General features: G+C 61.8%; 24 protein-coding genes and 1 tRNA gene. 15 read left to right on the forward strand and 10 right to left on the reverse strand.

The window, feature by feature from the left end:
- Positions 1–2: 2 nt before the first annotated feature.
- The 3 genes from CWS72_RS05755 (at position 3) to CWS72_RS05765 (ending at position 1963) form a co-directional block, all read left to right on the forward strand.
- Positions 3–974, forward strand: coding sequence for a beta-ketoacyl-ACP synthase III (locus CWS72_RS05755; RefSeq protein WP_199175561.1), 972 nt, complete (start codon positions 3–5; stop codon positions 972–974).
- 126 nt (positions 975–1100) lie between these two features.
- Positions 1101–1430: an integration host factor subunit alpha gene (locus CWS72_RS05760; protein WP_101249623.1), complete on the forward strand. Its 330-nt coding sequence runs from the start codon at positions 1101–1103 to the stop codon at positions 1428–1430.
- Positions 1427–1963: a MerR family transcriptional regulator gene (locus CWS72_RS05765; protein ID WP_241911600.1), complete on the forward strand. Its 537-nt coding sequence runs from the start codon at positions 1427–1429 to the stop codon at positions 1961–1963. Before CWS72_RS05760 ends, CWS72_RS05765 begins: the two co-directional genes overlap by 4 nt.
- 52 nt (positions 1964–2015) lie before the next feature.
- Here the strand turns inward: CWS72_RS05765 and pspF are convergent, their stop codons facing one another.
- Positions 2016–3035 carry a phage shock protein operon transcriptional activator gene (gene pspF, locus CWS72_RS05770; protein WP_101249624.1) on the reverse strand — a complete coding sequence of 340 codons (1020 nt, stop codon included), beginning with the start codon at positions 3033–3035 and terminating at the stop codon, positions 2016–2018.
- A gap of 193 nt (positions 3036–3228) precedes the next feature.
- Here pspF and pspA point away from each other — a divergent pair, with 193 nt between their 5' ends.
- From pspA to CWS72_RS05790, 4 genes are all read left to right on the forward strand, one after another.
- A complete protein-coding gene (pspA, locus tag CWS72_RS05775; RefSeq protein WP_101249625.1) occupies positions 3229–3903 on the forward strand; it encodes a phage shock protein PspA in 675 nt (224 codons plus the stop codon).
- 21 nt (positions 3904–3924) lie between these two features.
- Positions 3925–4155 carry an envelope stress response membrane protein PspB gene (gene pspB / locus CWS72_RS05780; protein ID WP_101249626.1) on the forward strand — a complete coding sequence of 77 codons (231 nt, stop codon included), beginning with the start codon at positions 3925–3927 and terminating at the stop codon, positions 4153–4155.
- The gene (locus CWS72_RS05785; RefSeq protein ID WP_101249627.1) at positions 4155–4553 is read left to right on the forward strand and encodes a PspC domain-containing protein; all 399 of its coding nucleotides are present in this window, start codon (positions 4155–4157) and stop codon (positions 4551–4553) included. The genes pspB and CWS72_RS05785 overlap by 1 nt, the downstream gene beginning before the upstream one ends.
- 94 nt (positions 4554–4647) lie before the next feature.
- Positions 4648–4724 (forward strand) — tRNA-Pro (locus CWS72_RS05790).
- A 75-nt stretch (positions 4725–4799) separates the two neighbouring features.
- On the opposite strand, the gene CWS72_RS05795 is transcribed toward CWS72_RS05790, so the two are convergent.
- Entirely contained in the window at positions 4800–4979 is a 180-nt protein-coding gene (locus CWS72_RS05795) for a hypothetical protein (protein ID WP_146002637.1), read from the reverse strand.
- Between the two features lie 319 nt (positions 4980–5298).
- Between CWS72_RS05795 and CWS72_RS05800 the strand changes: the two genes are divergently transcribed.
- On the forward strand, positions 5299–5745 hold the full coding sequence (locus CWS72_RS05800) for a bacteriohemerythrin (protein ID WP_101249629.1): 447 nt from the start codon (positions 5299–5301) through the stop codon (positions 5743–5745).
- On the opposite strand, the gene CWS72_RS05805 is transcribed toward CWS72_RS05800, so the two are convergent.
- Positions 5679–5972 (reverse strand): hypothetical protein, encoded by a 294-nt coding sequence (locus CWS72_RS05805; protein ID WP_101249630.1) that lies wholly within the window; start codon positions 5970–5972, stop codon positions 5679–5681. The genes CWS72_RS05800 and CWS72_RS05805 overlap by 67 nt on opposite strands.
- A 97-nt stretch (positions 5973–6069) precedes the next feature.
- Positions 6070–7884: an ABC transporter ATP-binding protein gene (locus tag CWS72_RS05810; protein ID WP_101249631.1), complete on the reverse strand. Its 1815-nt coding sequence runs from the start codon at positions 7882–7884 to the stop codon at positions 6070–6072.
- A gap of 150 nt (positions 7885–8034) precedes the next feature.
- On the opposite strand from CWS72_RS05810, the gene CWS72_RS05815 reads away from it, so the two are divergent.
- The gene (locus tag CWS72_RS05815; RefSeq protein WP_241911601.1) at positions 8035–8721 is read left to right on the forward strand and encodes a fused DSP-PTPase phosphatase/NAD kinase-like protein; all 687 of its coding nucleotides are present in this window, start codon (positions 8035–8037) and stop codon (positions 8719–8721) included.
- A 75-nt stretch (positions 8722–8796) separates the two neighbouring features.
- On the opposite strand, the gene CWS72_RS05820 is transcribed toward CWS72_RS05815, so the two are convergent.
- The 5 genes from CWS72_RS05820 to CWS72_RS05840 all read right to left on the reverse strand — a co-directional run bounded on the left by CWS72_RS05820 (position 8797) and on the right by CWS72_RS05840 (position 12399).
- The gene (locus CWS72_RS05820; RefSeq protein ID WP_146002638.1) at positions 8797–9318 is read right to left on the reverse strand and encodes a hypothetical protein; all 522 of its coding nucleotides are present in this window, start codon (positions 9316–9318) and stop codon (positions 8797–8799) included.
- A 24-nt stretch (positions 9319–9342) separates the two neighbouring features.
- The gene (locus CWS72_RS05825) at positions 9343–9594 is read right to left on the reverse strand and encodes a hypothetical protein (protein ID WP_101249634.1); all 252 of its coding nucleotides are present in this window, start codon (positions 9592–9594) and stop codon (positions 9343–9345) included.
- Positions 9595–9731: 137 nt separating this feature from the next.
- Entirely contained in the window at positions 9732–11216 is a 1485-nt protein-coding gene (locus CWS72_RS05830; RefSeq protein ID WP_101249635.1) for a sensor histidine kinase, read from the reverse strand.
- On the reverse strand, positions 11213–11923 hold the full coding sequence (locus CWS72_RS05835) for a response regulator transcription factor (RefSeq protein WP_101249636.1): 711 nt from the start codon (positions 11921–11923) through the stop codon (positions 11213–11215). Before CWS72_RS05835 ends, CWS72_RS05830 begins: the two co-directional genes overlap by 4 nt.
- Complete coding sequence (locus tag CWS72_RS05840) at positions 11920–12399, reverse strand: hypothetical protein (protein WP_101249637.1); 480 nt, start codon at positions 12397–12399, stop codon at positions 11920–11922. The genes CWS72_RS05835 and CWS72_RS05840 overlap by 4 nt, the downstream gene beginning before the upstream one ends.
- Before the next feature lie 133 nt (positions 12400–12532).
- Between CWS72_RS05840 and CWS72_RS05845 the strand changes: the two genes are divergently transcribed.
- On the forward strand, positions 12533–13639 hold the full coding sequence (locus tag CWS72_RS05845; RefSeq protein WP_146002639.1) for a glycosyltransferase: 1107 nt from the start codon (positions 12533–12535) through the stop codon (positions 13637–13639).
- 48 nt (positions 13640–13687) lie between these two features.
- On the forward strand, positions 13688–14020 hold the full coding sequence (cutA, locus tag CWS72_RS05850) for a divalent-cation tolerance protein CutA (protein WP_101249639.1): 333 nt from the start codon (positions 13688–13690) through the stop codon (positions 14018–14020).
- Between the two features lie 290 nt (positions 14021–14310).
- Here cutA and CWS72_RS05855 read toward each other — a convergent pair whose 3' ends face one another.
- Positions 14311–15465, reverse strand: a complete 1155-nt coding sequence (locus tag CWS72_RS05855; RefSeq protein WP_101249741.1) for a bifunctional 2-C-methyl-D-erythritol 4-phosphate cytidylyltransferase/2-C-methyl-D-erythritol 2,4-cyclodiphosphate synthase — start codon at positions 15463–15465, stop codon at positions 14311–14313.
- Between the two features lie 114 nt (positions 15466–15579).
- Here CWS72_RS05855 and CWS72_RS05860 point away from each other — a divergent pair, with 114 nt between their 5' ends.
- From CWS72_RS05860 to ntrC, 4 genes are all read left to right on the forward strand, one after another.
- A complete protein-coding gene (locus CWS72_RS05860) occupies positions 15580–16380 on the forward strand; it encodes a cytochrome C assembly family protein (RefSeq protein WP_101249640.1) in 801 nt (266 codons plus the stop codon).
- A 100-nt stretch (positions 16381–16480) separates the two neighbouring features.
- Positions 16481–17467, forward strand: coding sequence for a tRNA dihydrouridine synthase DusB (gene dusB, locus CWS72_RS05865; protein WP_101249641.1), 987 nt, complete (start codon positions 16481–16483; stop codon positions 17465–17467).
- Positions 17464–18582: a two-component system sensor histidine kinase NtrB gene (locus tag CWS72_RS05870; RefSeq protein WP_101249642.1), complete on the forward strand. Its 1119-nt coding sequence runs from the start codon at positions 17464–17466 to the stop codon at positions 18580–18582. The genes dusB and CWS72_RS05870 overlap by 4 nt, the downstream gene beginning before the upstream one ends.
- Positions 18582–20024 (forward strand): nitrogen regulation protein NR(I), encoded by a 1443-nt coding sequence (ntrC, locus tag CWS72_RS05875; RefSeq protein ID WP_101249643.1) that lies wholly within the window; start codon positions 18582–18584, stop codon positions 20022–20024. Before CWS72_RS05870 ends, ntrC begins: the two co-directional genes overlap by 1 nt.
- Positions 20025–20037: the final 13 nt, after the last annotated feature.

Genomic DNA, 20037 nt, shown 5'->3' on the forward strand with positions numbered 1-20037 from the left:
CGATGATTCGTTCTCGTATCGTTGGCGTCGGCGCCTATCTGCCTGAGCGTGTGCTGACCAATGCCGACCTCACCCAGCGTGTCGATACCACCGATGAGTGGATCGTCGAACGCACCGGTATTCGCGAGCGCCATATCGCCGCGGAAGATCAGTTCACCTCCCACCTCGCCATCGCCGCGGCGGAGCGGGCTCTGGCCTCGGCCGGCCTGACCGGCGCCGACCTTGATCTGATCGTCCTGGCGACGGCCACGCCGGACAATACGTTTCCCTCGACCGCGACGCGGGTTCAGGCCGCCCTGGGGATGACCCGGGGGGCCGCATTCGATGTGCAGGCGGTCTGTTCGGGATTTATCTTCGCCCTGTCGGTGGCTGATAATTTCATCAAGAGCGGCCAAGCACGGACCGCCCTGGTCATCGGCGCCGAGTGCTTCTCGCGCATTCTCGATTGGACCGATCGTTCCACCTGCGTTCTGTTCGGCGACGGCGCCGGTGCCGTGGTGCTGAGGGCGGAAGAGGGACGGGGCGATAACGGCGATAACGGCATTCTGTCGACCCATATCCATTCCGATGGCCGGCATTACAAATTACTTCATGTCGATGGCGGCCCGTCCTCCACACAGACGGTCGGTCATTTGCGCATGGAAGGGCGCGAGGTTTTCCGCCACGCCGTGGTCAATCTCGCCTCGGTCGTTCACGAGGCCCTCGAGGCCAATGGAATGGCCGCCAGTTCCCTCGACTGGATCGTGCCGCATCAGGCCAACAAACGGATCATCGAGGGGACTGCCCGCAAATTGGGGCTGTCGCTCGACAGGGTGGTGATGACCGTCGAACGTCATGCCAATACCTCGGCGGCGTCCGTTCCCCTGGCTTTGACCGAGGCGGTTGAAGACGGCCGCATCAAGCCGGGGCATCTGGTGTTGCTCGAAGCCATGGGCGGCGGTTTCACCTGGGGGGCGGCACTGGTCCGTTTCTGAGCGAGTATCCGTATTAACACTGCGGTCTTTTCCCCCTTCCGCAACGAACCCCTCCATCCCTTTGATATTGACGGATTTCTGGCAAGGGGGTACGGTCATCCCAATGACTTTATGAGGGTGAGCGGCATGGCTGAGCGAACGATTACCCGTGCGGAGTTGAGCGAGGCTGTCTATCAAGAGGTCGGCCTGTCGCGTAACGAATCGGCTGATTTGCTGGAATTGGTCTTGAGTGAAATCTCCACGGCGCTGGCGCAAGGCGAACCGGTGAAGATTTCATCCTTCGGAAGTTTTTCGGTGCGCTCCAAGGGCCAACGTCTTGGCCGGAATCCGAAGACGGGGGAGGAGGTTCCCATCCTGCCCCGCAAGGTCATGGTGTTCCGTCCTTCGCAATTGCTGAAGAACCGGATCAACGACGGCCTGTCCAAGACGGCGCAGGGCCGTAAGACAACGACGTGATCGAGGCAGAAGACAGCGAGCACGCGGTCGTCCGCAAGCCGGTCAAGTCGGAGGCGGCCTTCCGCACCATCAGCGAGGTTTCTGAGGACCTCGATGTGCCTCAGCACGTCCTCAGATTCTGGGAAAGCAAGTTTTCACAGATCAAGCCGCTGAAACGGGGCGGTGGCCGGCGTTATTACCGGCCCGAGGACCTCGTTCTCCTGAAGCGTATTCGCGATCTTCTCTACAAGGACGGCTATACCATCCGAGGCGTGCAGAAGCTGTTGCGCGATCAGTCGCGTGGACAGGTCATCGCCGACGCCAAGCCGGAAGCGGCGATGGCTGCCGTTCCGGAGGAGCCATCCCCCGAAGCCCCGTCCCCGGCCTCGGAGACGGCTTCCGTCGTGGAAGCCGTCACACAGGCGCAGTTGGCGCTGGAGCCGGCTGTTCCCGCGGCGGAACGGCTGAGCTCGAGCCATCGCAAGGAATTGCAGGAGCTTCTGGCCGAACTGCTCGAATTGCGCTCCCTGCTGGCGAAGGCCCATCAGGGCTGAGCGGCAAACGCCGCTGGCGGTGTTCCGCTCAATCATCCCGCGAATAAGCCTGCTATTCCCTTCCAATCAGGTCGTGCTTCAACAATTGGCCGCGCAGCTGGTGGTAGGTCATGCCCAGGAAGGCCGCCGTCCGTTTTTGATGGTGGTCGTTGGCGAGGAGCGCCTGGTGAAGAAGGCTGCGTTCCAAATGCCTGACATGGGCGGCGAAGTCATAAGGTCCCGAAGGGGGGGCGATGCCATCCGTCATCGCGGGGCCGGCGTTTCCGGCTTCGCGGGAAGGCGCTGGCCGCCAGGGTGAAACGAAGGGGTCGAGAACGATGTTGTCGACCTTGCGGCCGGGATCGGTACGATAGACCGCGCGTTCCACCACATTCTTCAGTTCACGGACATTGCCCGGCCAGGAATGCCCGAGCAGGGTGGCCGATGCCCGGGTGGTAAAGCCCGGAAAGACGTCGCGGCGGAGTTCCTGGGACATGCGCAGGGCGAAATGTTCGGACAGCACCTCAATATCTTCCGGTCGCTCGCGCAGGGGCGGCAGGGTCATGACGTCGAAGGCCAAGCGATCCAACAGATCGGCACGGAAGCGCCCGTTGGCGGCCAACGACGGCAGGTCTTCGTTGGTGGCGGCGACCAGGCGAACATCGACTTCGACCGTCTCGCTGCCGCCGACCCGCTCAAAACTGCCATATTCGACGACTCGCAGGATGGTTTCCTGGACGGTCATCGGGGCGTTGGCGATCTCGTCGAGAAACAAGGTGCCGCGATGGGCCAATTCGAACCGTCCCAACCTTCTGCGTTGGGCACCGGTGAAGGCGCCGGCCTCGTGACCGAACAATTCGGTCTCCAGAAGGCTGTCGGTCAGCCCGCCGCAATTGAGCTTGAGAAATGGCTGGTTCCAGCGTGGCGACAGGTAGTGGAGGCGGGCGGCGATCAGTTCCTTGCCGGTGCCGCGTTCTCCAACCAGGAGGACGGGCCGCGACAAGGGAGCCATCCGCGAGACGTCGGCCATGGTCTCCTGAAACAATGGACTGCGACCGATCGGCGTGGGAGCGTCGGGAGGGATTGAAATCATACGCTCCTGAAAAAATGAATATTTTCGCTATTAAATAGTGAAATAGACTACATATAAAATGCCGCTTCGTCGATTTTTGTAAATTAATCTCGCTATTTCAGTGTGTTATCGATTCCTCCATGCTTGGCATGATCCTTGATAAGGGCATAGCCGGCTTGCCGCGAACACGGCGCACGCATGAAGGAGCGGTTCCATGGGTGTCTTTTCTCGTATCAGCGACATCATCAATTCCAACATCAACGCCATTCTCGACCGGGCCCAGGATCCCGAGAAGATCATTCGCCTGATCATTCAGGAAATGGAGGACACGCTGGTCGAAGTGCGATCGGCGGCGGTCCGTACCATCGCCGAACAGAAGGAACTGGACCGCAAGATCGCCACCGTCGCCAGGGACGTGGAGGAATGGCAGACCAAGGCCGAATTCGCCCTGGTCAAGGGGCGGGAGGATCTGGCCAAGGGCGCCTTGCAGGTGAAGTCCAAGTTGCAACATGAATTGGACGGCCTCAAGACCAGGCACGAGCAGATCGAGGCGGGGCTTGTCAAGCAGGGCGAGGATGTCGCCGCCCTGCAGCAGAAACTGGCCGATGCCAAGGCGCGCGAAGCGACGATGATCGCGCGTCACAAGACCGCGACCAATCGGCTGAAGCTGCGGTCTTCGACCTATGACGGCCGGGTGGGCGATGCCTTCGCCCGTTTCGAACAGATCGAGCGGGCCCTGGACGAATTGGAGGGTAAGGTGGATATCTATGACATGGCGAAGCCGAAGGGTGTCGCCGAGGAGCTGGCGGAGTTGCAGGCCGACCATCAGGTGGAGCGCGAGTTGGCGGCCCTGAAGGCCAAATTGGCCGGTACCGGCGAGACCCGCTGAAACGCTTGGACAGGAGTGCCGATGATGGGGTGGAGCGGACATATGACGGGCGTGCTGATCGTGGCGATCGTCGTCATCGGGCCGATCTGGCTGTCGTTGCACTACCGGGCGCGCAATGCGGCGGGCCGCATGGGGCGTGGCGACTTGTCGGCCAAACTCGACGAGCTCACCGTTCTTGCCGGTCGCATGCAGGCGCGCATCGAAGCTCTTGAGCGGCTTCTGGAAGCCGCTCAGACCAAAGGAAAGTCTTGATGAACTTCTCGTTTCACTGGCCGGAGCGGCCCTCGGAACTGCGCCGAGATCCGGCGCATGGCAAGATCGCCGGCGTTTGCGCCGGCCTTGGGACCTATTTCGAGGTCAGCCCGAAATTCATCCGCGTGGCCCTGGTCCTGGGCTGCGTTTTTGGCCTGTTCATTCCTCTCGTGGCCGGCTATGTCCTGCTGACCATGCTGTTGCCGACGGTGGCGGAAAGCGAGAGCGTTGATTTTCCCGGAACCGGGGGCTCGCCGGCTTGGAATACGGCTGCGTCCGGTGATCGGATCGACGCTTTGAAGGACCATTTCCGGCACTTGGACCAACGTCTCGCCGCGATCGAGGCCCAGGTAACCTCCGACGAATTTCGTCTCAGACAAAAATTCCGCGATTTATAGGACGATATGGCGATTTTCCGCGTTTTCGGCGGTTGCGTTCGGCAAATCGTGTGGCTATAGTGCGCGCCTCTTCCCGGTGACGGGGAGAACAGGTCGGAGCGTAGCGCAGCCCGGTAGCGCATCAGTCTGGGGGACTGGAGGTCGCAGGTTCGAATCCTGTCGCTCCGACCAAATTTCCAAAAGTCGTTATAGGCCAGCAACGCCGTCCTCTCCCGAGGGCGGCGTTGGCTTTTCTGCCTGCCGTCTTCACGGATGCTTTGAGCGGTCCGCCGGTTCGCCTGCCGGGCGGAAAAACCTGTCCCGCCTCGTCCGGCAGGGCGCCGTCGTTTCGCTCGCCGCCGGAACCCGATGCGGCTTCTGGATGATGGCGCTCCAGCCCCAGACCACCACAGCCAGCCAGGCAAGGATGGCAAGGCAGATCGCCAATCCCAACCACCATCTCGGGTGGCGGCGGAAACGGTGGTGCCGTCTCTGATGCCCCCTGGGTTGGCGTGAGATGCATAGATAGCCGGGGCTTTTTCTCACCACGTCTCCCTCCGTTTTCCCGGTTTTTCGGGAGATCGGCCTGTCCAATCGACGGACGGGTGCTTCTAAACAGAGAGAATTTTTTTATGGCGGAAGTTTGATGAAGTGGACGAGATGGCAGTTATCAAATAAATATGAGTTCTATGATGTGATTATTGAGTTATGACAAGGTTTACATTTGAAATAATCAGTATACATTTTCCTCTTGAAAGTAGCAAAAATGGTTGCAGGCACCATTGCTAAATGGTCTTCGGACATGAGTGTCGGTGTCCTCGTTCTGGATGAGGAACATCGTTTTTTGATTGAGGAAATGAATTCTTTACACGCGATCAAAAAAATGAAAAGTCAGGATACGTTGGAGAACTGTCTTGGCCGACTGATCTGTTTCGCCATAAAGCATTTCTTCCACGAAGAATCCTATATGGCGAAGATGCGCTATAGCCGGATGCCGGCACATAAGGTGGCGCACGATGATTTCATTGTGAAAATGCAATCATTTTTGCGCCGGGGCGCCGATGAGGATGTAACTGTATTGTCGGTGGAAATCGTCGAATATCTCGACGAGTGGTGCGCACAGCACATTCTGGTGGAGGACAGGCGTTACGCCTTGGAGGCGGACTCGCGATCCGGACAAGACCGGATGTGGGGTGGGGGGCGATCGAGATAGCCGGGCAGGCCGGAGTTTTTCGGCGAACGGCAGTCGATCGTGGCCGCGACGTTGAGGCCGGCGTGCAGCAGCAGCAGAATGGCCACGCCGATGAGCGTGTATCCCAATAAATCGAGATCCGTATCGATTGAAAAAACCGCCATGCCGGCGACAAGGGCGCTCAGCCCCAGCGAATAGGGCTGTCGGGCGGAGCTCCCGGTGGGATGGGGATGGAACGGCGCGTCCATGACGGTCCTCTTCGCGGGATGGCAATCGGAACGCTACGAACATAGTGAATTATGAACGTTCTCTCCGTGATTGCTATCACACCAGAGTATGCATAAATCAAAGGGTGGGAACCGTCTCCCCGTCCTGCTGCGACGCCGAGGAGAATTGCAGGGCGTGCAGATGGGCGTAAAGTCCTTCCTTGGCCAGTAGCTGGTCGTGATCGCCCGTTTCGATGACCCGTCCATGATCGAAAACATGAATGACGTCGGCGTCCTTGATGGTGGACAGGCGATGAGCGATGACGATGGTGGTTCGCCCCTTCATCAAGCTGCCGAGCGCCGTCTGGATTGCCCGTTCGGATTCGGTGTCCAGCGCGCTGGTCGCCTCGTCGAGCAACAGAATGGGGGCATTCTTGAGAATGGCCCTGGCGATGGCGATGCGTTGGCGCTGTCCGCCGGACAGGCGCAGGCCATGTTCGCCCACCCGTGTTTGATAGCCCTCGGGCAGATGATCGATGAAATCGGCGGCGGCGGCGGCTCCGGCGGCGGCGAAGACCTCTTCGTCGCTGGCCTCCAGTCGGCCGCAGCGGATGTTGTTGATGATACTGTCGTCGAACAGCACGACTTCCTGGCTGACGACGGCGATCGCCCCTCGCAGGCTGGAGAAGGTGACGTCCCGGATATCCTGTCCATTGATGACGACACGGCCCTGGTTGGGATCGTAGAAACGGGGAATCAGGCTGAAGACGGTGCTTTTCCCCGCGCCCGAAGGTCCGACCAGGGCCGTAATGCCGCCCGCGGGCGCTTCGAAGCTGACCCCGTTCAGGGCATTGTCGATGCCGTCATAGGAAAAGCGCACAGCCTCGAAGCGAACCGCGCCCGACTGTCTGGGCAGGTCCTGGGCATCGCCGCGTTCGGTAAGAAGGGGCTTTTGATCGAGCAGGGCGAATATGCGATGCGCCGCCGCAAGGCCGGTCTGCAACGAAACATTGACCTTGGACAGCGATCTCAGCGGCTGGTAGGCCATCAGCACCGAGGCGATGAAGGAGAAGAAGGCGCCGGGCGTCGTCGCCCCCTCGATAACCCGGGCGCCGCCATAGACGATGACCGCCGTGATGGCGATGCCGCCGAAAACATCGATGATGGGCTGTGCCGCCGCCTCGACCCGGGTGGCATGGATGGCCAGGTTGCAAAGCGAGGTTACCAGGCGATCGACCCGGCTTTGCTCGAACTCCTCCAGGCCATAGGCCTTGATGACGCGGATGCCCTGGAACGTCTGCGATAAGGAGGTGGTCAACCCACCCATCTTCTCCTGGGTTTGCGTGGCAACCTTGCGCATCCGTTTGCCCAGACGCTGCAGCGGATAGATCGAGAGCGGAGCGGCCACCAGGCTGACGGTGGCCAACAGCCAATCCTGGTAAAAGGTGAGGCCCACCAGGAAGACCACCGAGAGAGCGTCACGGCCAATGCCGACGAAGGCCGAGGAGACGGCCGAGCGCATGGCGTTGATATCATAGGTGAAATGCGATACCAGACTACCCGAGGTTCGTATCTGGAAGAGCGCGACATCCTGATGGACGATGTGGTGGAACAGGCGGTTCTGCATGTCGGAGATGATGCGCTGGCCGACGGTTGCCAGCAGGACCTCCTGGCAATAGCTGGCCAGGCTCTTCAGCGCGAAGACGGCGAGAACCCCGCTGCCGATCAACCAAAGCATCGAACCGTTGCGCTCGACGAAGACCTTGTTGACCACGGGATCCAGCAGCCAGGCCGAGGCGGTGGTCATGCCGGCGACGACGCCCATGCAGACGAGCGCCGCCAGCATATGGTAACGATAGGGCAGGACCGACTCATGGAACAGGCGGCGCATCAATCCGAACGACCGGTTGTCAGTCAGTGGGATTTTCGCTTCGGTCTTCTGATCGTCGGTCATTGGAGCCCTTGTCCTTGGAAATGGCTGCTGTGATACACCATCCGGGACGAATGGGGCCAGAGTTTGCTTGAAGACGAATTGCCCTGATGATTGCGCCGCCGCTTTGTGTTACGCCTTTGCTTCCTTGCCGCCGCGGAGTTTCGAAGCATTATGGATTTGCCGACGCTCGCCCAGACGAGCCCCGGATTGACTAAAAGTCGACGGTTGCGTGCCTTTCTCGATATGTGGTTGGTCGACCATGGCTTCATTCGCGACATTTATTGCAACATTCATCCGGTTACCGAAGGTGTCTGGCGGTCAGCCCAGCCGGCCCCGCGCCATTTGCGGTGGGCCAAGCGACAGGGTATCCGCACCATCCTCAATCTGCGCGGACGGCGGGACACCTGCGGAGCCTACATTCTCGAGCGCGAGGAATGCGAGCGCCTGGGCCTGATCCTGGTTGATTTTCCCATCCGGTCTCGCAGTCCGATGGACCGGGAGACCCTGCTCGCGGCCATCGATATCTTTGATCGAATCGAATATCCGGTCCTGATGCACTGTAAATCCGGAGCGGATCGCGCCGGTTTGATGTCGACGCTTTATCTGTTCCTGAAGGGCGGGGTGCCACTGCGCGAGGCGATGCGGAAGCATCTGTCGCTGATGTATGGCCATGTGAAACAGGCCAAGACCGGCGTGCTCGATTTTGTTTTGGAACAGTTCCTCGCCGACGGAGATGAAAGTCCCGAGGCCTTTCGCCGGTGGATCGCCACGGTTTACGACCGCGCGAAGATCCAGGTCCAATTTCATGAGAATTGGCTGGCGGGCGTCATCATCAAGTTCATTCTGCGGCGGGAATAGTCCGGCTTAGGGTCCATGGACATTCGCGCATAAAAAAAAGACCGGCTGCAAGGCCGGTCTTTTTTCATTTCCGGGTCAGGGCCGTGAATTGCGTTCCGACATGCGGATCAACGACGGCTGCCAGGGATAAGGGGGCGGAGCGTGCGGACGCAGAGGGCGCTGTCCCAACTTCAGCGAGGCATGCGCCGCCGTCGGGATCGTCAGCACGATGGGCGGGGCGTCGAACAGGCTGTTGAACAGATCGTTGGCGTCGCCCAACTCGCATGCCCAGCGATGAACCGCACGGAAGCGAACGGTTCCGATGTCGCGGCGTCTGGCCACCGGAGCGAGAATGGTCTGCATCCGTAACAGAAAGCGGTGCTGCACGCCGGCCGCGCCCTCGGGGCCGACGGAGCGTAGCGATAAAAGACCCAGGCTGCCGTCGCCCAGGGGGCCGACCTCGTCATAAGGCGATGCGGCGGTACGGACGGCGGATTCGAGGACCGGTGCCGGCAACGCCGGTGCCGAAACCGACATCAGGGTCAGGCGGACCGTCGAAGCCCGGAAAGCATCGATTTGGCGTTGCGCTTCGTCGACGAACATATTTCGATCAGTCATCGGCGGTACCCTCCTGGTCAAAGGTTAATGTCTCTTGTCGAGGCTGACTTGGTTGGGCGTCGTCAAGGCGCCGATGGCAGCGCCGCCCGCGGCGCCGATCAGCATTCCTCCGAGAATGGGACCTCCGGCCAGCGCCGTTACGGCTGCGCCGCCGGCCGCGCCGATCGCGCCACCCGATAAAGCTCTTTGGGCTTCCGTCGACATATGCGAACAGCCTGAAACCGAGAGAAGGCTCAAGCAGATGAAACAAACGACGACAGGTTTCTTCACGTTCACGACGGACTCCTAGTTGGCGAGGCGATCGTCTGCCACCTCCATACAATGGGATCCGTCGTGTGATAATGCTTGCAACCAAGCTGTGAGATATCTGTGATATTCGCCGGGACAAATCCGTCCGAACGTGGGCACTGCGGCTATGCGGCCGGCAACACGATCTCGATCCTGAGGCCGGCTCCGGCGATGTTTTCGGCGTGGACCCGGCCTCCCAACACTTCGACCGTTCGGCGTACGACGGCCAGGCCGATACCGAAATGCGCCTGACTTTTTGGACGTCGGTCGTTCGGCCGGTAGGAGAAGTTGCGGCGGAAAATCGAATCGAGCTGATCGGGAGGCACGCCCGGTCCCTCGTCTTCCACGGTAAGGCGGACCTTGGAGGGAAGGGCGTCGACGGTCAATGTCACGGTGCCGCCCGGCGGCGAAAATCCGATGGCGTTGTCCAGAAGGTTCTCCAGAACCGTCTCCAGGCTTTCCTCGGTGGCAACCACATAAGCCGATTTTGCGCCTTTCGCTTGAATGGTGACTCCTTCGGCGGCGTGTATCCGCTGGAAGGCCTTGGCCATGTCATCGGACAGACGGGCCATATCGACACTTTGCAGGCGGGCGTTGATCAGGGCGGCCGCGGCTTCGTCGAGGCGCCGGGCCCCCTGGACCAGGCTGGTCAGCCGGTCCAGGGCATGTTCGAGTACTTCCAGGGCTTGCCTGGCGCGCGGATCGTCTCCGGCGGTCTGCCGCAGGGGTTCGATGGACTGGGTCATCGCGGCGATCGGCCCTTTGAAGGCATGGGCGTTATCCTCGGCCGCCTCGCGCATGGCCCGTGCCGAGGCGTCGAGCGTGGCCACCATGCGGTCGAATTCACCGGCGACGGGGATCAGTTCGGGGATGGCTGCGACCTGGGCGAATGTTTCGTTGTCGGCTTGGCCGCCCTGGCGGATGCGTTTGGCCAGTTTCGCGAAAGAGCGCAGATCGATCAATGTGCCGACCACCGCCATCGCCGTCAATACGGCGATCAGAGCGTAAAGCAGCATCGCCAAACGGACCTCCGGCGCCTCGGAGAAGGGGCGGGAGAGCGATGATCCGGCGAGATCGTCCAGGCCGTAGGACGTCAAAATCACCCAACAGCCGGCCGAGGTGTGCAGGGGCGACATCGACGTCAGCAGTTCGTCTTTTCCGGACGTTCCGGCATATTGCACGGCCAGGGGGCCGGTCCCGGCGCAACTTGCGTCGAGACGCGACAGCACGCCGGTCTGATCGAGCCGCTGACGCTCCCGGTCGAGGTCCGCCGTTTCGATCGCCGGACTGGCGGCGACCAGGAAAAAGGCGTCGCCCCGTCCGGCGGGCCGCAGCAGGAGCTTGACATGCACCTGGTCGATGGCCAGGTCCTGGACCGTTTTCGCGGCGTCCAGCAGGGCCCTTCCTCCGGCCCGGTTCAGCACGGGCTCCAGGACTTCGGCGGCGAGCCGGCCTTCCACCTGCAGGCTGTGCAGCAGGAAGGCCTGACGTTCGGCGTCGGTATCGGCGAACTTGACGTAAAGGATGGCCGGAACCACCAGGAACATCGTCGCCAGGGCGAGAAACTTTCCGGCCAGCGACCGGCTGATGAGGCGCAGGATTCTGATCACGCCGCCTCCACCCAGCGATAGCCGAACCCGGGATAGTTGACGATGGCGCTGAAGGACGGATCGATCGTGATGAATTTTTCGCGCAACCGTTTGATCAGCGCCCGGACGTTGGCGCGATAGCCCTCGGTTCCGTCGCCGGCGATGAAATTCTCGCCGCGCAAGGTGTCGTAGATCTCCCGGTAGGTCACGTCCCGCCCGGCTTGCGCCAACAGCGAAACCACACGGAACTCTCCAAAGGTCAATTCGATCGTCCGTCCGCGCCATTGCACGTCATGCTTATTGGCGTCGAGCGTCAGGGAACCGCTGCGTAACGGCGCGGTTCCTTCGCTGTTTTGTCCGGCGCGGCCCAGGATCAATTCGATCCGTTTTTGTAAAATCGCAAAGCTGCGGGTCTTGTCGATGAAATCGACAGCGCCATAGGCCAGGGCGGCTTCCTCGAAAAGAATATCGTTATGCGAGGTGAAGAAGAGCGCCGGCGTGTCGATGCCCTTGGCGCGCAAGCGTTTCAGCAGGTCGAGGCCGGTCATCACCGGCATTCTCCAATCGAGAATCAGCAGATCGGCCTTGGTCCGGCCGCTTTCGAGAAAAGACAGGGCTTCGACGGGGTCGCCGAACGGGTGGACCTCGTAGCCGGCCCCGGCCAGATTGCCGGCCAGCACCGCGCGCAGCATGTCGTCGTCGTCGACGAGAGTGAGGCTGGAGGTCATTGCGCCACCCGCAGTTCGGAGTAGCATCCCTTGGCGGCCTGCGTCCGGTTGCCATCCCACTGATAATTGAGGACCCGAAGATCTCCGGCCTTCAAGTCGAGGAAAAAAATCACTTCCAGAGTGCATCCGACGGACCGATAGGACAAAATTCTCGCAGCTCCATCGGTCCGCGTTTCGGCCGGTGATCCCAGAAATTTGCGCACTCCTGTTTCATCGAGGCCGATCAGTTCCTCCGGCGATGCCGGTGGCGCTTTTGCCTGCCGCGTCGTTGGGGAAGCCGTGCGCTTTTCCGGTTTGGCCGGAGAGGGGGCGGGTTTAACCGTCGGCGCTTCCGCGGTCGGCTTGGGCGGCGGCGGCGGCGCGGCCGGCTCGGAGGGCTCGTCGTGCAACAACGCGCAGGCGCCGAGTTGGGCACAAAGAACGACGGCCGTTCCGGTTGTGACGATACGGGCGTGCAGCCACCGTCGCATGATCATCTCGTTCTATCCGTCGGAAGCGGGTAAGTATTCAGCGGAAGGATTAAGGCTTCGGTAACGTGGGGCGGTGAAAGTGTCCGTCGCGGCGGATATTTTTCTCCGGCCCGCACCGGGCGAGAGGAGCATTTGGGCATTGTCCGATCGGGTTCCCCATCTTCTGGTGGCTTTGACGGCGCACGGTTTCGGCCATGCGGCGATGACCGCCCCCGTCGTGAATGCGTTGGCCGACAAGCTACCCGCATTTCGGCTGACCTTGCAAAGTAATCATCCGAAAGATTTCCTGTCGGAGCGGTTCAAGGTTCCCTTCGAACGGATTCCCGGCGACGACGATTTCGGATTGATGATGCTCTCCGCCACCCGCATCGATCTGAATGAAACCGCGGAAGCCTATCGGCGATTGCATGATCGCCTGGAAGCGGCGGTCGGGCAGCAGGCCGATCGCATGCGCGATCTGGGTGTCGATTTCGTGCTGTCGAACATCGGCTATGTTCCGCTGCTGGCGGCGCAAAAGGCGGGCATTCCCGCCATGGCGCTGTCCTGCCTCAACTGGGCCGACATTTACGGCCATTATTTCTCCCATCGCCCGGAGGCCGCCGCCGTCCAGGCGGACATGCTGGCCGGCTATCGCTCGGCCGCGACATTTTTGCAGCCCGCCCCGGCCATGCCGATGCCCCGCTTGTCCAATGGCCGCCCCATCGGTCCTATCGCCGCCATTGCCGGTGGCGATAGGACGGCAATCCGCCGCCATCTCGGCGTGGAGGCTGGGATGCGCCTCGGATTGATCGCCTTCGGCGGCGTGGAGTCCGGGCTGGCGTTGAGGAATTGGCCCAGGCTGGAGGGCTGGCGCTGGCTGATTGCCGAAAATCCCGAAGGGCACCCCGACATGGTGGTCCTCAACCGCGCGGAACTGGACTTTACCGATGCTCTCGGCAGTAGCGACGTGGTGGTGACCAAGCCCGGTTACGGCACTTTTTCCGAGGCGGCGGTAAACGGCGTTCCGGTCCTTTTCGTGCCACGGCCGGATTGGCCGGAAAATCCGCACCTTGTCGATTGGCTGACGGAACGTGGAAAATGTCTGCCCATCAGGGCCGATGATCTCTTGAATCCGGATATCCTGAAAAAACAACTCCACATGTTGTTTTCCTGTCGGGCCAGACCCTTGGTCATGCCGGATGGGGCGGAGGAGGGAGCCGTGGCGCTCTGCGGGGCTTTACGGGTCACCGGATGCTTGCGTAAGTAGTTATAAAAGATCCCATTCGTTGCTGTGGGGTATCGACCGGAGGCGATCATGACGGAAACCGATAACGGCGAAGTATTGCTCTATTTGACGGCGCCGGACCGGGGTACCGCCCTGGCCATCGCGCGGGCCTTGCTTGAGGACCGTTTGATCGCCTGCGCCAATGTCATCGATGGAGCGTCCTCGCTTTACTGGTGGGAAGGCAGGATCGAGGAGGCTGCGGAAGCCTTGCTGATCGGCAAGACCACGATGACGTTGATGCCGTCCGTGACCAGGCGGGTCAAGGAGTTGCACCCCTATTCTTGTCCTTGCGTCGCGGCCTTACCCATCGTCGCCGGAAATCCCGATTTCCTGGGCTGGATTCGCGCCGAGACGGGCTGCTAGATCGCGTTGCGTTTAGATTGAATCGCACTCGTTAGTCTGAGCGGGTAAGAGGGACAAAAGGGCGGGCTTCATCGTCTTATCCCTCGCCCCTTGTGGGAGAGGGAGGGGCCCGCGTTAGCGGGAGGGTGAGGGGGGAAGTCGCACGACGCCTGAGAATTTTCTTCCGCCTGTCGGCGTAATGCCCCCTCATCCCAACCCTTCTCCCACGAGGGGAGAAGGGCTTTTGCCCCAATTACCTGAGTGGCGTTTGAGCATTTGAAAAAACGGAGTTTTTTCAGCGTCACGCAAGCCTAGCGTGGCAGGCGCACCGTTGCCGTGGCTTGGGCGGCGATGCCTTCGCGGCGGCCGGTGAATCCCAGCCCTTCCGTGGTGGTCGCCTTGATGCTCACCCGATGTTCGTCGATTCCCAGGATCTCGGCGGTTCTTGCCGCCATGGCGGCGCGATGGGGGCCGACCTTCGGGCGCTCGCAGATGACGGTGACGTCGAGATGCACGATCTCACCGCCCAGCCCGTTGATCAGGGTTCCCGCATAGGCCAGGAAGATCGCCGAATCCGCACCTTTCCAGCGGGGGTCGGTCGGCGGAAAATGCCGTCCGATGTCGCCCGCCGAGATGCAGCCGAGCAGGGCGTCGGTCAGGGCGTGCAGGGCGACGTCGGCATCGGAATGACCTTCCAGGCCGGCATCGTGCGGTATGGCCAGGTTGCACAAGGTGACATGGTCGCCATCGGTGAAGCGGTGGACGTCGTAGCCGCTCGCCACCCGGATGTCGCCCGGTTCGGCCAGACGGGCGCCGGCGCGGCGCAGATCCTCGGTCGTGGTGATCTTCAGATTGTCTTCGCTGCCCTTGACCAGGACGACCCGCATGCCGGCCTGCTCGGCGACGGCGGCGTCATCGGTCCATTCATGGCCGATGGCGGCCTGATGCGCCGCCAGCAGGGCGGGAAAGTGAAATCCCTGGGGAGTCTGGGCCCGCCAGAGGCCGGCGCGCGGCACGGTTTCCTCGATCAGGCCGGTGGCGCCGGCGCGCTTCAGGGTATCGTGGACGGGCAGGGCCGGAATGGCGCCGGAATGATCCTTCAATCCGGCCAGAACGCGACCGATGACCCCACCGTCGACGAAGGGGCGGGCGCCGTCATGGATCAACACCAGATCGGGTTTCAGCTCGGCGATCGCCTCGAGCCCGAGACGCACCGAATCCTGTCTGGTCGGGCCGCCGGCGATCGGTTCCCCGAGGTGGAGCCCGGCGGCGGCCGTGTCGTAGAAGCCGCGATCATCGGGATGGATGACGGCGCGCACCGCGTCGACCGACGGATGGGCCGCGAAGGCGGCCAGGCTGTGGCGGAGTACCGGCCGTCCGCCGAGATCGCGCCATTGCTTCGGAATCTCGCCCCCGAAACGGCTTCCCCGTCCGGCCGCCACCACCAAAGCCACGCAACGCGTCATCGCCACAACTCCCATATCCTTCACCATCGAAGTGCGAGCGGAGACTATTCGCCGCGGGGAGTTATTGTAAACCCCCCCTTTGCGCCGCTGCCAAGCGACGCTATAGTCCTGGCCATGTGGAACATCATTGCCTGGAATTTGGCGGCATTGTTCGCCTTGATACCGGTCGCCCTGCTGCCGTTGCGGCGGAACGCCGGTCGTGATCTGCCTTATTGGGCGAGCCTCGTTTTGGCCATCGTCGTCCCCCTGGGCTGGGCCCTGGGGCAATTGAGCGACGGCTGGCAAACCAGCCTGTCCGTCGACCTGTGGGTCGGCATCGCCGGCAGCATGGTGGTTTTCGGTCTGATCGCCGCGATCAACCGCCAAGCCTGGCGTCTGACGCCGTTGCTGGTCCCTTATATGATCCTGCTGGGCCTGCTGGCGGTGTTGTTCGCCTTCGTGCCGGCCGAACCGCTGACGGAAGCCATGCCGGAGGCCTGGCTCGACCTGCATATCCTGGTGTCCATGGTGACGTTGGCCTGCCTGACCGTCGCCGCCACCGCAGCGTTGGCCTCCTTCCTGCAGGCCCGGGCGCTGAAGCTCAAGCGCCCGACAAGGCTATCGCGGTTCCTGCCGGCGGTTACCGAAAGCGAGCGGCTGTTCGAACGCCTGCTGATCGTCTCGGAATTGATTCTGGCCATCGGCGTGGTCTCGGGGCTGGCCATGAAAAAGGCCGGCACCGGCAGTGTTTTCACCTTCGATCACAAGAGCCTGTTCGGCATGATCGCCTTCGTCATCATCGGCCTGCTGCTGATCGGGCGAAGGGTCTGCGGTGTGCGCGGACAGATGGCGGCGCGGGTCGTCTTGATGGCCTATACCTTCGTGGTGTTGGGCTATTTCGGGATGAAGTTTGTCCATCAAGTGCTTCTATCCTAGGCAAGTATCGTTTTTTGCGCAAAGATGCGTAAATTTTTTGCATTGCGGTGCTGGCAATGCATATTTATTATGCACGCTCCTTTCATGAACAGTTTTACCAATGCCCCTTAAGATAGGTCCCATTTCTCTCGACAATCCGGTTGTGCTCGCCCCGATGTCCGGGGTCAGCGATATGCCGTTTCGTCGTCTGGTCAAGCGTTGCGGCGCGGGTCTGGTGGTCTCGGAGATGATCGCCAGCCAGGCGATGATTCGCGCCAACCGTCAGACCATGAAGATGTCGACGGGCTGCGCCGAGGAGTTTCCGATGGCCGTTCAGCTCGCCGGCTGCGAGCCCGAGGTGATGGCCGAGGCCGCTCGCCTGAACGAAGACCGGGGCGCGGCCATCATCGACATCAACATGGGATGTCCGGTGAAGAAGGTGGTCAATGGCGACGCCGGCTCGGCCCTGATGAAGGACGAGGCGCTGGCCGGGCGGATTTGCGAAGCGGTGGTCAAGGCGGTGAAGGTACCGGTGACCTTGAAGATGCGGACCGGCTGGGACGAGCGGAACCGCAATGCGCCGCGGCTGGCGAAAATCGCCGAAGAGGCGGGAATCCAGATGGTGACCGTCCATGGCCGGACCCGCAATCAGCTCTATACCGGTTCCGCCGATTGGCAATTCATCCGCCAGGTGAAGGATGCGGTCGGCATTCCCGTGGTCGGCAACGGAGACGTCACCACCCTGGACGACGCGCAGGCGTTGCTGGAGGCCTCGGGCGCCGACGGCGTTATGGTCGGGCGGGGAAGCTATGGGCGCCCCTGGTTTCCGGGGCAGGTCGCGCATTTCCTGATGACCGGGGAACGCCGCGAGGCGCCGCCTCTCTTTGAGCAGTTGGCTCTGCTACTCGAACATTTCGATTCGATGATCGAACATTATGGTCAGGAAACCGGATGCCGGCTCGGCCGCAAGCATGTGGCCTGGTACACCAAGGGTCTGGCGGGTTCGGCCGAATTCCGCGCGGCGGTCAATCAATCACTGGAGGCGGGCGTGGTGCGGCGGATGATAATTGAATATTACGATCCGCTGCTGCAACGGCTGGCAGCATGACGCGGAAACTGGTCTTCCTTCGTGGCCGCCACGCCAATGCCCAGATCGATGCCTCGACGGTCCTGAACGCGCTCACCGCGTCGGTTCTCGTCTTGGACGAAGACGGGGTCATTCAGCAGATCAACGCCGCGGCTGAACAATTGTTCGAATCCTCGGCCAGCCACTTGTGCGGCTTGCAGCTGTCCGAACTGTTGCCGCCGGACTGCCCGTTGTTCGGCCTGATCGAGCAGGTGCGCGCGGAAGCGGTCAACGTTTCGGAATATGGCATGGTGCTGGACAGTCCGCGCACCGGCAACCGGACGATGAATATCCAGATCTCGCCATTGGTCGAGATGAACCGCTGGGTCGTCGTCTCGATGTACGAACAGTCGATCGCCCTCAAGATCGGCCATCAGCTCAGCCATCGCAACTCGGCCCGTTCCGTGACCGCCATGGCCGCCATCCTGGCCCACGAGGTGAAGAACCCGCTTTCCGGAATTCGCGGCGCGGCCCAGTTGCTCGAGCAAAGCTGCCCGCCCGAGGACCGCACCTTGACGCGCCTGATTTGTGACGAGGCGGACAGGATCGTCGGTCTGGTCAATCGGATGGAGGTGTTCTCGGACAAGCGTCCGATCGAGCGCGGCGCCGTCAACATCCACCGTGTTCTCGAACATGTGCGCAGAATTGCCCAGGCCGGATTCGCCCGTCATTTGCGTTTCGTCGAGAATTACGATCCGTCGCTGCCGGCGGTGCTCGGCAATCGCGACCATTTGATCCAGGTCTTTCTCAATCTGGTGAAGAACGCCGCCGAGGCGGCGCCGGCCGACGGCGGCGAGATCGTTCTTACCACTTCGTTCCAGCATGGCGTTCGTCTGGCGGTGCCGGGCAGCGACAGCCGCATGCATCTGCCCTTGGTCGTCAGTGTCCAGGACAATGGCGATGGCATTCCCGATGATCTGAGGCCTCACTTGTTCGATCCCTTCGTCACCACCAAATCCACCGGAACCGGTCTCGGCCTGGCCTTGGTCGCCAAGATCATCGGCGACCACGGCGGCCTTATCGAGGTCGACAGCCAGCCTCGCCGCACGGTTTTCCGCATCATGCTGCCGATGGTCCAGAACGGGGAGGAAGCCTGATGGTTCCCTCGACCATTCTCGTCGCCGACGACGACCGCGGCATCCGGACCGTATTGAGCCAGGCCCTGGGCCGGGCCGGGTACGAAGTGCGGACCACCGGCAATGCATCCACCCTGTGGCGCTGGGTTTCCGACGGTGACGGCGATCTGGTGATCACCGACGTGGTGATGCCCGACGAAAACGGGTTGGATCTTCTGCCGCGGATCAAGAAAATCCGTCCCGATCTCCGGATTGTCGTGATGAGTGCGCAGAATACCCTGCTGACCGCCGTCAAGGCGGCGCAGCGGGGCGCCTTCGAATATTTGCCCAAGCCTTTCGACATTCGCGAACTGGTCAGCGTGGTCCAGCGCGCCCTTGCCGCGGCGAAGCCGGCCTCATCCGAGATCGACGCGGCGGAAGGCGAGGAGGAGCTTCCCCTGATCGGCCGTTCACCGGCCATGCAGGAGATCTACCGCACGCTGGCGCGCCTGATGGGAACGGATCTGTCGGTGATGATCACCGGCGAGTCGGGCACCGGCAAGGAATTGGTGGCCCGCGCGCTTCATGACTATGGCAAGCGGCGCAACGGTCCCTTCGTGGCCATCAATATGGCGGCCATTCCCCGCGAATTGATCGAAAGCGAGTTGTTCGGCCATGAGAAGGGCGCCTTTACCGGCGCCACGCAAAGGGCGGCCGGGCGCTTCGAGCAGGCGGAGGGCGGGACCCTGTTCCTCGACGAGATCGGCGATATGCCGCCCGAGGCGCAAACCCGTCTGCTCCGCGTCCTCCAGGAGGGAGAGTACACCACCGTCGGCGGGCGGACTCCGATCAAGGCCAATGTGCGCATCATCGCCGCCACCCATCGCGATCTCACCTTGCTGATTCGCCAGGGACTGTTCCGCGAAGATTTGTTCTACCGCCTGAATGTCGTGCCGATTCGGCTTCCCCCGTTGCGGGAGCGGACGGAGGACGTCGCCGAATTGGTCCGTCATTTCCTGAATATGGCGGCGGCGGAGGGATTGCCGACCAAGACCATCGATTCCCTGGCCATGGAACGGCTGAAACGCCACCGCTGGCCCGGCAATGTCCGCGAACTGGAAAATCTCGTGCGCCGTCTGGCCGCGCTCTATTCGCAGGAAGTGATCGGCATCGAGGTGGTCGAGGCCGAGCTGTCGGGGGCGGTGACCTCGGGCGAACCGCAGGCCGCCGCGGAAAGCGAGGGTTTGTCGGCCACCGTGGAGAGGCATCTGCGCGACTATTTCGCCGCTCACGCCGACGGATTGCCGGCCGCCGGCGTCTATGACCGCGTGCTGCGCGAGGTCGAACGGCCGCTGATCACCCTTGCGCTGGAGGCCACGCGCGGCAACCAGATCAAGGCCGCCCAGGTTCTGGGACTCAATCGCAATACCTTGCGCAAGAAGATCAAGGACCTGGATATCCAGGTGGTGCGGGGTTTGAAATAGCCTCCTTCCGGGC

The organism is Telmatospirillum siberiense (assembly GCF_002845745.1).
In the GTDB taxonomy this organism is placed as follows: Bacteria; Pseudomonadota; Alphaproteobacteria; order Rhodospirillales; family Magnetospirillaceae; genus Telmatospirillum; species Telmatospirillum siberiense.

What these genes read in the sequence shown, in the direction of transcription:
- CWS72_RS05860 (WP_101249640.1), top strand. Translation starts at nt 15,580, where the DNA reads ATGTGGAACATCATTGCCTGGAATTTGGCGGCATTGTTCGCCTTGATA.
- CWS72_RS05755 (WP_199175561.1), top strand. Translation starts at nt 3, where the DNA reads ATGATTCGTTCTCGTATCGTTGGCGTCGGCGCCTATCTGCCTGAGCGT.
- CWS72_RS05810 (WP_101249631.1), bottom strand. Translation starts at nt 7,884, where the DNA reads ATGACCGACGATCAGAAGACCGAAGCGAAAATCCCACTGACTGACAAC.
- dusB (WP_101249641.1), top strand. Translation starts at nt 16,481, where the DNA reads ATGCCCCTTAAGATAGGTCCCATTTCTCTCGACAATCCGGTTGTGCTC.
- cutA (WP_101249639.1), top strand. Translation starts at nt 13,688, where the DNA reads ATGACGGAAACCGATAACGGCGAAGTATTGCTCTATTTGACGGCGCCG.
- CWS72_RS05820 (WP_146002638.1), bottom strand. Translation starts at nt 9,318, where the DNA reads ATGACTGATCGAAATATGTTCGTCGACGAAGCGCAACGCCAAATCGAT.
- CWS72_RS05800 (WP_101249629.1), top strand. Translation starts at nt 5,299, where the DNA reads ATGGTTGCAGGCACCATTGCTAAATGGTCTTCGGACATGAGTGTCGGT.
- CWS72_RS05805 (WP_101249630.1), bottom strand. Translation starts at nt 5,972, where the DNA reads ATGGACGCGCCGTTCCATCCCCATCCCACCGGGAGCTCCGCCCGACAG.
- pspB (WP_101249626.1), top strand. Translation starts at nt 3,925, where the DNA reads ATGATGGGGTGGAGCGGACATATGACGGGCGTGCTGATCGTGGCGATC.
- CWS72_RS05855 (WP_101249741.1), bottom strand. Translation starts at nt 15,465, where the DNA reads ATGACGCGTTGCGTGGCTTTGGTGGTGGCGGCCGGACGGGGAAGCCGT.
- pspA (WP_101249625.1), top strand. Translation starts at nt 3,229, where the DNA reads ATGGGTGTCTTTTCTCGTATCAGCGACATCATCAATTCCAACATCAAC.
- CWS72_RS05815 (WP_241911601.1), top strand. Translation starts at nt 8,035, where the DNA reads ATGGATTTGCCGACGCTCGCCCAGACGAGCCCCGGATTGACTAAAAGT.
- ntrC (WP_101249643.1), top strand. Translation starts at nt 18,582, where the DNA reads ATGGTTCCCTCGACCATTCTCGTCGCCGACGACGACCGCGGCATCCGG.
- pspF (WP_101249624.1), bottom strand. Translation starts at nt 3,035, where the DNA reads ATGATTTCAATCCCTCCCGACGCTCCCACGCCGATCGGTCGCAGTCCA.
- CWS72_RS05840 (WP_101249637.1), bottom strand. Translation starts at nt 12,399, where the DNA reads ATGATCATGCGACGGTGGCTGCACGCCCGTATCGTCACAACCGGAACG.
- CWS72_RS05760 (WP_101249623.1), top strand. Translation starts at nt 1,101, where the DNA reads ATGGCTGAGCGAACGATTACCCGTGCGGAGTTGAGCGAGGCTGTCTAT.
- CWS72_RS05835 (WP_101249636.1), bottom strand. Translation starts at nt 11,923, where the DNA reads ATGACCTCCAGCCTCACTCTCGTCGACGACGACGACATGCTGCGCGCG.
- CWS72_RS05870 (WP_101249642.1), top strand. Translation starts at nt 17,464, where the DNA reads ATGACGCGGAAACTGGTCTTCCTTCGTGGCCGCCACGCCAATGCCCAG.
- CWS72_RS05785 (WP_101249627.1), top strand. Translation starts at nt 4,155, where the DNA reads ATGAACTTCTCGTTTCACTGGCCGGAGCGGCCCTCGGAACTGCGCCGA.